The sequence below is a fragment of the Clostridium punense genome, from assembly GCF_017874425.1.
Taxonomy (GTDB): domain Bacteria; phylum Bacillota; class Clostridia; order Clostridiales; family Clostridiaceae; genus Clostridium_J; species Clostridium_J punense.
Map to the genome: position 1 here is coordinate 31,496 of NZ_JAGGLL010000003.1, position 13,234 is coordinate 44,729.

Genomic DNA, 13,234 nt, shown 5'->3' on the forward strand with positions numbered 1-13,234 from the left:
TACTTATATTTGCGCAGTTCCCTGTATTTCCATGTATTTTTCTAGACCTAAAGCTAATACGTCCATTGCATCTGATAAGGCCTCGGTGTTTAAGCAGTAGGAGAGTCTTATTTCATCAACTCCAAGGCCCTCTGTAGCATAGAACCCTTCTGCAGGTGCAAACATCACAGTTTTATTATTGTGACTAAAATCAGTTAACATCCATTTAGCAAAGTCTTCACCATTTTTTATGGGAAGTTTAGCAACTACATAAAAAGCACCCGTAGGTTTTTCACAAACAACTCCAGGAATTTTAGAAAGCTTTTCATGAAGAATATTTCTTCTTGCCTCATATTCCATAAGAACCTTTTCAAAATACTCTTTTGGAGTATTGATTAAGTTTGCAGCAGCTAACTGCTCTATTGTTGGAACACATAATCTTGTTTGGCATATTTTCATAATTTGAGCTATAAGTTCCTTATTTTTTGATGCCACAAGCCCAATTCTCGCACCACAAGCACTATATCTTTTAGAAATACTATCAATCAGAATAACTCTATCCTCAATATCTTTCATATAAAGTGCTGAGGTGTACTTTAATCCATCATAAACAAACTCCCTATAAACTTCATCTGCAATTAAGAATAAATCATACTCTTTACAGATATCTGCAAGCATTCTAACTTCTGCTTCGGTATAAACAACCCCAGTTGGATTTCCAGGATTTGAAACCATTAATGCTCTGGTTTTATTTGTGATTTTACTTGTTATAACCTCTTTAGTTGGCAAATGGAACCCTTCTTCAGCTTTGGTGATGAAAGGAACAACTTTAGCACCTACAGCTTCTGCAAAGCCACCGTAGTTAGTATAAAATGGCTCAGGAATTATAATCTCATCATCAACATCACAAATTGTAGTAAGAGCAAGAGATATAGCCTCTGATCCTCCGTTGGTGATTATAAGTTCATCTTTTTCAAAATCTATTTTCCATTCTTTATAATACTTTATAAAGCTTTCGATAGTTTCATCTAAACCTTGTGATTGTGCATATTTTAGAACTGCATCCTTATAGTTAGCAACCCCCTCCATAAATTGTTGAGGAGTTTCAATATCAGGTTGACCAATGTTTAAAGGGTAAACATGGATTCCTTTTTTCTTTGCTGCATCTCCATAAGGTGCGAGTTTACGAATTGGTGAATACTGCATTGATAAAATTCTGTTTGAAAATTTCATTGTATAAATCCTCCTATGAATTGTTACTAAAGTCCGGTATTAAATTCTCTATAGGAACTAATGATGATTTAGTACCCATGGAAATGGTATTTTCTGTATTTGTAAAGTAACTACGGTCTTTGATACAATCTCCCTTTAGGCATTCGTTAGTATCTAACTTTCCTTTTTTTGCATCATACATAGAAAACCCTCCTTTTGAATATTTTTGCCTTAAAGAATAAGTTTTATGTGATGATTCATCAGCGCAATAAAATATTCATGTTATTTTTAGTGTTATGCTAGGTGAATAATACAGAAAGCTTTTAAAAAGTTAAAAATATTTTTACTTTGTGAAAATCATATTTCATGTAATGAAAGTGTTTCAGCAATTATGGCTAAATTACAAGGAAATGAAAAAAATCCTCTGAAAAAACAAAAAAAACTTTGAATATTGATGAATATTATATATAATTAATAGATGGTTATAATTAAGACTTAAGATGGAGGAGAGACTGCTAATGAAAAAAGATTTAAAGTATTATATAGAAACTTGGGGATGCCAAATGAATGAAGAAGACTCAGAAAAGCTTTCAGGCGGTTTAAAACCATTAGGATATAAAAGAACAACTTCTAAGGAAGATGCAGATATAATAATTTTTAACACTTGTTGTGTTAGAGAAAATGCAGAACAAAAGGTTGAAGGAAACCTTGGAGCCTTAAAAAAGCTTAAGAAGGAAAGACCAGAGGTAGTTATAGCAATTACAGGTTGTATGATGCAGCAAGAAGGAATGGCTGAAAACATAATATCAAAATTTCCTTTTGTAGATATAATACTTGGTACTCATAACGCTTATAAATTCACTGAATACTTAGCTAAAGCTTTAGGTGGAGAAAGACCAATTGTAGAGATTTGGGATAAGGAAGCTGATATTATTGAAGGCGCTGTAATTGATAGAGCAAGCACCATCAAAGGTTTTGTTACAATAATGTATGGATGTAATAACTTCTGTACCTACTGTATAGTACCTCATGTAAGAGGAAGAGAGAGAAGCAGAAAGCCAGAGGAAATTGTAAAGGAAATACAAGATATGGTTGCTGCTGGATATAAGGAAGTAACTTTGCTTGGCCAAAATGTTAACTCTTATGGTAAGGGTTTAGAGCCACAAATTGATTTTGCTAAACTTTTAAGAAAAATTAATGAAATAGATGGCCTTGAAAGAGTAAGATTTATGACATCTCACCCTAAAGATTTAAGTGATGATGTAATTAAAGCAGTGGCTGAATGTGATAAGCTTTGTGAATCAATTCACCTGCCAGTACAATCTGGTTCTTCTAGAATTTTAAAGAAAATGAATAGACATTACGATAGAGAACAATACTTAGAATCAATTAGAAAAATAAAGAAAGCAATACCAGATGTGGCTTTAACTACAGATATAATAGTAGGTTTCCCAGGAGAAACTGATGAAGATTTTGAAGATACATTAAGTCTTGTAAAAGAAGTGGAGTATGATTCAGCCTTCACTTTCTTATATTCAAAGAGAAAAGGAACACCAGCAGATTTAATGCTTGACCAGGTAAGTGAAAGTGCTAAAAAAGAAAGATTTAACAAATTAGTTGAAGCAGTAAATGAGATATGCGCTAAGAAAAATAAAGAGTATGATGGCAAAGTAGTAGAAGTTCTAGTAGAAGGCGAAAGTAAAAGTGATGAAACTAAGTTAACTGGAAGAACTAGAACTGGAAAACTAGTGAACTTTACTGGAGAAAAAAGCAGCATTGGAAACCTAGTAAATGTGAAAATTACAAAAGCTCAATCCTTTTCACTAATAGGAGAACAAGTTCAGTAGATTTAAGGGTTTTAAAAAAGCGACATTGTCGCTTTTTTTGTAAAGTAAACTATAGAGAAAACACTTCAATATAAGACTATTATTCCCATGAAGTGGTTTCTCCAAAAGAGATATGCAAGCTCGATACATTGTAAATATCTAAGATGTTATTTATATAAAATATTTCCATACTTAAAGTATATATAAATTTTTGAGCTTGTTTACCTATAGTCCATTATTTATATAAAAGGAGAGATATCATGGCTTTAACTCCTATGATGAGACAATATTTAGAGGTTAAAGATAAATGCAAGGATTGTATTTTATTTTTTAGGCTAGGGGATTTTTATGAGATGTTCTTTGAGGATGCGCAGGTGGCATCTAGAGAATTAGAACTAACCTTAACAGGTAGAGATTGTGGTTTAGAAAATAAGGCTCCTATGTGTGGGGTGCCTTTTCATGCTGCGGAAAATTATATATCAAGATTAGTTTCCAAGGGATATAAGGTGGCTATTTGCGAACAAGTGGAGGATCCAGCTGTTGCAAAAGGTATTGTAAAAAGAGATATTATTAAAATTGTAACCCCAGGAACTTATACTGAAGGAAGTTTTTTGCAAGAGACAAAAAATAACTTTATCATGTCATTGTATATAACTGAGGATGAAAAAGTAGGAATTTGTTTTTGTGATATTTCCACGGGTGAATTTTATTGCAGTGAAACAAACTATGAAGAAAGTATAATAATTGATGAGATTTGTAAGTTTGAACCTAAGGAGATTTTACTATCTGAGGATTTAAACAATAATATAATAAAAACAATTGAGGAGAGATTTTCAATTTCTCTTTCAAGATTTAGTAACGCAGCTTTTAGTAGTGATACTGAAAAACTACAAGCTCAGTTTAAAAATTTTAATGAGATTACCTTAGGACAAGGAGTTTTAAAAGCTTGTAATGGCTTATTAGGTTATATTCTTGAAACACAAAAGATTTCCTTAACCCACATAGATGAAATCGAATTATATAATATTTTTGATTATTTAACTATTGATATAAACTCAAAGAGAAACTTAGAAATAATAGAAAGTTTAAGGGATAAAACTAAAAAGGGAACCTTACTTTGGATTTTAGATAAGACTAATACATCTATGGGAGCAAGAAGACTTAAAAGTTGGGTAGAAAAACCTTTAGTTATAAAGGAAGAAATTCATCATAGACAAGAAGCTATTGAAGAGTTAGTAAATAATCTGCCTCTAATGGAGGATTTAAAAGAAGCTTTAAAACAAATTTATGATATTGAGAGGCTTGTGGGGAAAATAAGCTCAAAGAATATTAATGCTAAAGAACTAGTAGCTTTAAAGCAATCCATAGGTAAAATACCTTCCGTTAAGGAACTTTTAGCAGCAGCTAATTCTAAATTACTTATAAATATTTATAATAATCTGGATGAACTTGAAGATATATATGAGCTATTAGATTCTTCCTTATTAGAAAACCCACCGCTTACAATAAAAGAAGGTAATATCATTAAGGATGGCTACCATAAGGAAGTAGATGAACTGAGAGTAGCTAAAACTAATGGTAAGCAATGGATAGCAGCTCTTGAAAATAGTGAAAGACTAGATACTGGAATTAAGTCTTTAAAGGTTAGCTATAATAAGGTCTTTGGATACTATATTGAAATCACTAAAGCTAATCTTTCATCCATTCCAGAAGGAAAATATATAAGAAAGCAAACCCTATCTAATGCAGAAAGATTTATAACTCCAGAACTTAAGGAAATGGAGGATAAAATTCTTGGCGCAGAAGATAAGCTAATGGCACTTGAATATGATTTGTTTGTAAATGTAAGAGATACCATTGAAGTTGAAAATCACAGAATGAAAAATACAGCTAAATTAATATCCGAGCTTGATTGTCTTTATTCTTTAGCCTTAATATCTAAGGAAAATAACTATTGTAAACCTAATATAAATAATGAAGGAATAATCACAATAGAAGGGGGAAGGCATCCTGTAGTTGAGAAAATGCTCCCTGTAAACACCTTTGTGGATAATGAAACGGAATTAGATACTAAGGACAATCAGCTTATTTTAATTACAGGGCCAAACATGGCGGGTAAATCCACCTATATGAGACAGGTGGCATTGATAACAATTATGGCTCAGATTGGATCTTTCGTGCCTGCTAAAAGTGCCAATATCTCTATCTGTGATAAAATCTTTACTCGTATTGGAGCCTCTGACGATTTAGCAGGAGGGAAAAGTACCTTTATGGTAGAAATGTGGGAGGTTTCAAATATTTTAAAAAATGCCACCACAAGAAGCTTAGTGCTTTTAGATGAAGTTGGAAGAGGAACAAGTACCTATGATGGTCTTAGTATTGCTTGGTCTGTTATAGAATATATCTGTAAGACTTCTACAATAAGATGTAAAACCTTATTTGCTACTCACTATCACGAACTAACAAAGCTAGAGGGAGAAATTCCAGGAGTTAAAAACTACTCAATTGCTGTTAAAAAGATAGACAATAATATAATTTTCTTAAGAAAAATTATAAGAGGAGGAGCAGATGAGTCCTATGGTATTGAAGTTGGAAAACTAGCTGGACTACCAAGTGAAGTAATCAATAGAGCTAAGGAAATCCTACAAGTGCTGGAGGATAATAATAAAGAATGTTCAAGTCATAATATAATTGATAATAAAAAAGCTTATAATGAACAACTTGTAGATGAGGATAAAAACTTAGAAGCTGATAGCTTTAAGGAACTTTCTAATAGAGCTTTATCTAAAAAGAAAAATAATAAAGAAGATAAATCCAATAATGAAGTTGCAACCGCTCTAATTAAAGAAGAAAAGTTAGGGCCCATTCAAATCGGCTTTGAGGATATTGCCACAAAGAATTTACTAGAAGAAATAAAAGCTGTTGATGTGTTAAATATGACACCAATGGAAGGTTTTAATAAATTATATGAATTAATTAATAAGGCTAAAAAAATTTAGACTTATAATCTCTTTAATAAGATTTTTAAAGCTTAAAGTCTGTCCTTGTCATAGTCTTTAAGTGGTCACTGCTCAGAATAGGTGGGTTGCTTTAGAATAATAAATTTCATTTGATGAGTTCTAATATACTTCCAAATCTGATTTGCTAAATGAGCTTGTTAATTATTCAATTCTCTTAAAAAGGAAGGTGACTTTGTGAGACGTATTAATTTGCTATCACAGGATACTGCAAATAAAATTGCTGCTGGTGAGGTAGTAGAAAGAGCTAGTTCTGTAGTTAAAGAACTAGTAGAAAACAGTATTGATGCCAATGGGAAAAACATTATTATTGAAGTTGAGGATAGTGGAACTTCATTAATAAGAATAAGTGATGACGGAAATGGAATACACCCTGAGGATATGGAGAAAGCCTTCATGCCCCATGGAACTAGTAAGATACATACCATTGATGAAATTTTTGCTATTAGTACTTTTGGATTTAGAGGGGAAGCACTAGCTAGTATTGCAGCGATTTCGAAGGTGAAGATGATATCTAGAGCTCCTGAGTTTGAATTTGGCAAGGAAATATATTTAGAGGGTGGAGAAATTAAGTATATAAAAGACGTGGGAGCCAATGTTGGTACCACCATTGAAATAAAAAACTTATTTTATAATGTGCCAGCAAGGCAAAAATTCTTAAAATCTCCACAAAGAGAGAATAGTATAATCAATGATTTAGTGCTTAGGTTGGCTCTTGGAAATCATACAGTGACCTTCAAGCTATATAGTAATGGGAAAGAAGTTTTTTCAAGTTTAGGAACTAATAACTCTAAGGATACTATTAGAGCAGTTTATGGTAAAGAAGTTTATAATAATGTAATTCCTTTTGAAAGTCATAGTGATATAATCTCAGTCCATGGATTTATTGGGAATAGAGAAATTAGTAGAGGAAGCAGGAATAGACAAAGCATTTTTGTAAATAAAAGGCTAATTAAAAGTAGCTTAATTACTGCAGCAGTGGAAAATGCTTTTAAATCCTTTATTACGGTGAATAAATTTCCCTTTTTCCTTGTGTATATTGATATATTCCCAGATTATATTGACCCTAATGTACACCCAACTAAAGCAGAAATAAAGTTTTTTGATGAAAAAGCTATATTTAAATTAGTATTTGATGGAGTACATAGTGCTTTAAGAGAAAGCTTAAGAAATAGCTTTAACATTGAAGAAGATATTCAATGTGATTTTAAAGAAAGAGCTGAACAAATTACAACTGTAGAATTTCCAGTAGATTTTTCTTCAAGCAAGGAAGATAGTCTACCAAGCTTTAAGGACTTTGATCGGGATGACCTAAAAAAGAGCTTTGGAGAAGGACTTAAAACCTATGAATTGAAAAAAACTGATTTAGAAAAAAATAATACTGAGGTATTTGAAAAGCCAGATGAAAATGAAGATAAACCTGAAAAAAATCAAGTTTATTATGAAACTAAAGAACAGGTTAAAACTCCTAAGTTTCCAAGTATTAGGCTCATTGGACAGTTTAATAACACCTATATTCTTGGGGAATATATGAACGAACTCTACTTAATAGACCAACATGCAGCTCATGAAAAGATTTTATTTGAAAAATACAGAAAATCCATTATGAATCTTCAGGTTATTAGCCAAATATTACTTACTCCCTTAGTTTTAGATTTAAGCCATGAGGATTTTCCTTATTATATAGAAAATCAAGAAGTGTTTGATTCTTGTGGCTTTGATATTGAAGTTTTTGGGGGAAACTCCATTGCTATAAGAGAAGTTCCAATGCTGCTTGGAAAACCTAATGTTAAAGATTTATTTTATGATATTATTGAAAATCTTAAAGCTCTAGGTAGTGGTAAAACTATAGATGTAAAATATGATAAAATTGCTTCTCTTGCTTGCAAGGCAGCAGTTAAAGCTAATGATAGACTTTCTGATAAAGAGATGGAAGTTCTTATTGAAGATTTAAGATATATAGATGAACCTTTTACTTGTCCCCATGGAAGACCAACCATAATTAAAATTGGATTACAAGAGTTAGAAAAAAGGTTTAAAAGAATACAATAAAGTAAGGTGAGAATTATTTATGATAGATATTTTTATTTTAGCTGGGCCTACAGCCGTTGGAAAGACTAATATTTCTATTAGCTTAGCTAAAAAACTTCAAGGAGAGATTATATCTGCAGATTCAATGCAAATATATAAAAAGATGGATATAGGCTCAGCAAAGATAAACGTGGAAGAAATGCAGGGCATACCTCATCATATGATAGATATAGTTGATCCTAAAGAAGACTTTAGTGTAGCAATGTTTCAGGAAAAGGCAGAGGAACTTATAAAAGATATAAAAGGCAGAGGTAATTTACCTATGATAGTAGGTGGAACAGGATTTTATATCAATTCTCTTATATACAACTATAACTTTGCCAACACAAACAGGGATGAGGCGTACAGACAGCACCTTGAAGCTCTTGCTGAAGAGAAGGGAAAGGATTTTGTACACAATCTTCTAAAAGAAGTGGATTTAGAAAGCTACAATAAATTATACCCTAATGATTTGAAAAGAGTAATAAGAGCTCTAGAGGTTTACAAGGTTACAGGAAAGTCTATATCTCAATTTGCTAAGGAAGAAGATGTTTTTAATATACCTTATAAAGTGCACTATTATGTTCTAAATATGAATAGAGATGAACTTTATGACAGAATAAATAAAAGAGTAGATATAATGATGGAAAAAGGTTTAATAGAAGAGGTTATAAGATTGCAAAAAGAAGGATATACTTCAGATATGCAATCTATGAAGGGTATAGGTTATAAAGAAATATTATACTACTTAGAGGGCCAAATTTCTTTAGAAAGAGCTATAGAGATGATAAAACAATTTTCTAGAAATTATGCTAAAAGACAGCTAACTTGGTTTAGAAAAGATCCAAGGGTAAATTGGATTAATAAAGATGAATTTTCAAGTGATGAAGCTATAGCAGAATATATATATAAGGATTTTATGAAAAATTCCAAATAATTTCAAAATAAAAAGGATTTTTTCATCATCTATAGAATAATTTATTATAGTTTTGGAGGTGCGCGGGTATGAGTAAATCTACAAATAATTTACAAGACATTTTCTTAAACGGTGCAAGAAAAAATAAAATTCCTGTTACAATTCATTTAACAAATGGCTTTCAAATTAAAGGCACTGTATCGGGTTTCGATAGTTTTACAGTGGTTTTAAATGTGGCTTCAAATGGGGATTCAAGGCAGCAAATGCTTATTTATAAGCATGCGGTTTCAACTATTACTCCATTAAAACCAATATTGTTTAATAATCCTAGTGAGCAAACTGAAGAGTAAGTAAAATAAAAAATACACCAGTAGGTGTATTTTTTATTTTACGAGAAATTCAACTTTTCCAACTGACATTACTGATAAAAGAGGATTGAAAAAGTTGACTTTAAATTATATGTAAGAAAATATAATGAAAGGTTCCTTCCTAGAAAGGATTTATCTAGTATATACTTTTGTTCTATAAATAACTTTAATTTGATTATTCCTTTGTAATATGATAGTATATTTAAGAAATTCTACAAAAGGAGTAAATATAATGTTAAATATAACTAAAGAGTTTTTATTAAAACAATATAAAATAAATGATAATATTTTAAGTCTTTATGACCAAGCTATAGAGGATGTTAAAAAGCAGTTTGAAGAGCTGGATACTATTAGAGAATATAATCAATTAAAAGTGTTAAATGCGCTTCAAGAAGAAAGAATTAGTGATATGCACTTTACTAATTCAAGTGGCTATGGATATGGAGATGTAGGAAGAGATGCCCTAGATAAGGTTTATGCAAGAATTTTTAATACTGAAAGTGCTTTAGTAAGACCACATTTTGTAAATGGTACCCATGCTATTGGAGCTGCACTTTTTGGAAATTTAAGACCAAAGGACACTATGTTAAGCGTATGTGGAACCCCTTATGATACACTTCACAATATTATTGGAATAAGCGGCAATGAAAACATTGGTTCACTTAAGGAGTACGGGATTAATTATAAGCAAATAGAACTAGACGAAAATAAAAAAGTAAATATTGAATTAATGAAGAAAATTTTACAAGAAGATGAAACTATTAAATTAGTACATATTCAAAGATCCACTGGTTATGGATGGAGAAATTCATTGTTAGTGGAGGACATAGAACCAATAATCAATGCTGTAAAAAACATAAATAAAGATATAATTTGTTTTGTGGACAACTGTTACGGAGAATTCATTGAAACTATAGAACCTACAGATGTAGGAGCAGACTTAATAGCTGGATCTCTCATTAAAAATATTGGAGGTGGAATAGCTCCAACAGGAGGGTATATTGCAGGTAAGGAAAAATATGTAACTCAAGCTTCTTATAGATTAACAATACCAGGAATCGGTGGAGAATGTGGTTCTACCTTTGGTGTAATGAGATCTTTTTATCAAGGGTTGTTTTTTGCACCCCATGTATCTATTGAAGCAGTAAAAGGTGCTATTTTTTGTTCTAGAATAATGGAACTAGCTGGTTTTGAGGTATTGCCTAAGTATAATGAAAAAAGAAGTGACATTATTCAAGCAGTAAAATTCAATGATAAAGGCAAGTTAATAAAGTTCTGCAAGGGTATTCAAGCAGGTTCACCCGTTGATTCCTTTGTAGAATGTGAGCCATGGGATATGCCAGGGTATAATGACCAAGTTATCATGGCAGCAGGTGCTTTTATTCAAGGGTCATCTATAGAACTATCTGCAGATGCGCCGATAAGAGAGCCGTATATTGCATACCTTCAAGGTGGTCTAACTTTTGACCATGCAAAAATAGGAATATTAATTTCCTTATCTAAAATAATGAATAGCTAAATAATGGTAAAAAATAAGAAGCTAGTTACTAGCTTCTTAATATTTTCTGTATAACCCAGCAAGTTTGCCAAGGATTTTGCAATCCTTTACTAGGATTGGAGTCATAGATGAGTTTTCAGGTTGTAATCTTATGTAGCCATCTTCTTTAAAAAATCTTTTTATTGTTGCTTCATTTTCAATTAGTGCTACTACTATATCACCATTGGATGCAGTTGAGGTTTTTTCAATAATTGCTAAGTCACCATCGAAGATACCTGCCTCAATCATACTTTCACCAGAAACTTTTAACATGTAAAGTTCAGCATTGCTTTTAACAAAGTTAAGAGGTAAGGTAAAAAAGTCTTCAATAGATTCTTGAGCAAGTATTGGCTCACCAGCAGTAATTTTGCCTACAATAGGGATATCTACCATTTCCTTTTTTATTGGAGATTCCATTAATAGCTCAATTGCTCTTGGTTTAGTAGGGTCTCTTCGAATAAGTCCCTTTTTTTCCAATCTGGAAAGATGGCCATGAACTGTAGAAGTTGAACTTAAGTTTACAGCTTGACAAATTTCCCTTACAGAAGGTGGATACCCCTTAAGAGCAACTTGTTGCTTAATATACTCATATATTTCGCTTTGTTTGTTACTTTTTATTTCAATCATGAAAACACCTCTCATTCAAATAAATTATATCATAATATATTACCAATATCAAACTAACGTTCTATAAAATAAATTATAGACAATATTTTCAAGTTGATACCTATTTTAGTGGCTTTAGGATGAAATTTTCTTTTTTATCTCCTAAAAGCCATAAGGGAGCTAAGTTGTATATTAATGTCTAAGTTAATTTTGATTTACATTATCTATAATAAAAAAATGTTAACTTGTAAATAATTCTGTTATAATAGATTTTTATGCAATAATACTCCTGTACAATATACTTAAATAATAAATATGGAGATGATTAAATGAACAAGTTCTTAGACTTGAATATAAATGATGAAATAGTAAAAGCTCTGGACAAACAATGGATTAAAAATCCAACTAAAATACAAAACTCTGCCATTCCAAAGATACTAGAAGGTCTAGACGTAATAGGAGAGTCGGAAACAGGAAGTGGAAAAACTTTAGCATACTTAATCCCTTTAATACAGTCTGTAGACTTTGAGAAGAGAGAAAATCAATTTATTGTTTTAACTCCTACTCATGAACTTGCCCTTCAAGTAAATAAAGTTATAGAAACTATAAAGGAAAATTCAGCACTAAATTTATCTTCAGCTGTAATAATAGGAAATGTAAATATAAAAAGACAAGTTGAAAAGCTTAAAGAAAAGCCACAATTTGTAATCGGCTCTCCAGGAAGAATTTTAGAACTAATAAAGTTGAAAAAAATATCTGCTCATACTGTAAAAACTATTGTTATAGATGAGTGCGATAGACTATTAGACGAAAATAATTACGATACAATAAAATCCGTTGTTAAGACTACCCTAAAACAACGACAACTACTTATGTTCTCTGCCACCGTTACTGAAGAGGTAATAGAAAAGGGTAAGGAATTAATGAGAGAACCTATAATTATAAAAGAAAAAACAGAATCAACTGTGAATGAAAATATCCAACATTTTTATATGGTTTGTGATAGAAGAGATAAGGTTTTACTATTAAGAAAACTTATGGCTGGATTAAAACCTAAAAAAGCTATTGCTTTTATTAATAAAACAGATGAAATAGAGATTTTGTCTTCAAAGCTAAAGTTTCATGGTTTAAAAGCAGATGGAATTCATGGTTCTTTTGTTAAGAATGAGAGAAAAAAGGTTATGGAGGATTTTAAAAGTGGAAAAATTAATCTACTAGTGGCATCAGACATAGCAGCAAGAGGATTAGATATTGAAGGTATTACCCACGTGTTTAACATAGACATACCAGAAGATCCAAGAGATTACTTACATAGAAGTGGAAGAACAGGGAGAGTAAATAAAAAGGGTGTAGCTATATCAATAGTTACGGAAAGAGAAATTCATATAATTAAAGGAATCGAAAACAAGTTTTCTATAAACATTAATTATGTAGAATTATATTATGGAAAGTTAATGCAAGGTGAGTATACACCAAATAGTAATCCTGTAGTTAAAATCAATAAGAATAAGGATAAGGAACCCACATTTAAAGAGAACTATAAGTCTGATAAGAAGAATTATAGAAAACCAGGAGCTAAAGAAATAGAAGGTACAACAGAACATAAGTATGTAAAAAATAAAACAGATAAAAATAAGGATTCAAATAATAATGACAGCAAAATATATGAGGGACGCAAAGTGAACTTTAATAGTTCTTCTTCA

The 13,234-nt window shown here is 31.3% G+C and carries 9 protein-coding genes and 1 pseudogene; 7 read left to right on the forward strand and 3 right to left on the reverse strand.

Annotation, left to right across the window (positions count from 1 at the left end):
- Positions 1–3: 3 nt before the first annotated feature.
- Positions 4–1,212, reverse strand: a complete 1,209-nt coding sequence (locus J2Z44_RS02345) for a pyridoxal phosphate-dependent aminotransferase (RefSeq protein WP_021283982.1) — start codon at positions 1,210–1,212, stop codon at positions 4–6.
- A gap of 13 nt (positions 1,213–1,225) precedes the next feature.
- The gene (locus tag J2Z44_RS02350) at positions 1,226–1,393 is read right to left on the reverse strand and encodes a hypothetical protein (RefSeq protein WP_021283983.1); all 168 of its coding nucleotides are present in this window, start codon (positions 1,391–1,393) and stop codon (positions 1,226–1,228) included.
- 316 nt (positions 1,394–1,709) lie between these two features.
- On the opposite strand from J2Z44_RS02350, the gene miaB reads away from it, so the two are divergent.
- The 6 genes from miaB to J2Z44_RS02380 all read left to right on the forward strand — a co-directional run bounded on the left by miaB (position 1,710) and on the right by J2Z44_RS02380 (position 10,907).
- Positions 1,710–3,038, forward strand: a complete 1,329-nt coding sequence (gene miaB / locus J2Z44_RS02355; RefSeq protein ID WP_021283984.1) for a tRNA (N6-isopentenyl adenosine(37)-C2)-methylthiotransferase MiaB — start codon at positions 1,710–1,712, stop codon at positions 3,036–3,038.
- Positions 3,039–3,277: 239 nt separating this feature from the next.
- On the forward strand, positions 3,278–6,016 hold the full coding sequence (gene mutS, locus J2Z44_RS02360; protein WP_021283985.1) for a DNA mismatch repair protein MutS: 2,739 nt from the start codon (positions 3,278–3,280) through the stop codon (positions 6,014–6,016).
- A 195-nt stretch (positions 6,017–6,211) separates the two neighbouring features.
- Positions 6,212–8,086 carry a DNA mismatch repair endonuclease MutL gene (mutL, locus tag J2Z44_RS02365; RefSeq protein ID WP_021283986.1) on the forward strand — a complete coding sequence of 625 codons (1,875 nt, stop codon included), beginning with the start codon at positions 6,212–6,214 and terminating at the stop codon, positions 8,084–8,086.
- A 19-nt stretch (positions 8,087–8,105) separates the two neighbouring features.
- On the forward strand, positions 8,106–9,041 hold the full coding sequence (miaA, locus tag J2Z44_RS02370; RefSeq protein WP_021283987.1) for a tRNA (adenosine(37)-N6)-dimethylallyltransferase MiaA: 936 nt from the start codon (positions 8,106–8,108) through the stop codon (positions 9,039–9,041).
- A 68-nt stretch (positions 9,042–9,109) separates the two neighbouring features.
- Positions 9,110–9,370, forward strand: a complete 261-nt coding sequence (hfq, locus tag J2Z44_RS02375) for an RNA chaperone Hfq (protein ID WP_021283988.1) — start codon at positions 9,110–9,112, stop codon at positions 9,368–9,370.
- 250 nt (positions 9,371–9,620) lie between these two features.
- A complete protein-coding gene (locus tag J2Z44_RS02380; RefSeq protein ID WP_021283989.1) occupies positions 9,621–10,907 on the forward strand; it encodes a methionine gamma-lyase family protein in 1,287 nt (428 codons plus the stop codon).
- 36 nt (positions 10,908–10,943) lie between these two features.
- Here J2Z44_RS02380 and lexA read toward each other — a convergent pair whose 3' ends face one another.
- The gene (gene lexA, locus J2Z44_RS02385; RefSeq protein ID WP_021283990.1) at positions 10,944–11,552 is read right to left on the reverse strand and encodes a transcriptional repressor LexA; all 609 of its coding nucleotides are present in this window, start codon (positions 11,550–11,552) and stop codon (positions 10,944–10,946) included.
- Between the two features lie 308 nt (positions 11,553–11,860).
- On the opposite strand from lexA, the pseudogene J2Z44_RS02390 reads away from it, so the two are divergent.
- Positions 11,861–13,090 (forward strand): annotated as a pseudogene (locus J2Z44_RS02390) (DEAD/DEAH box helicase); the annotation flags it as partial.
- Positions 13,091–13,234: the final 144 nt, after the last annotated feature.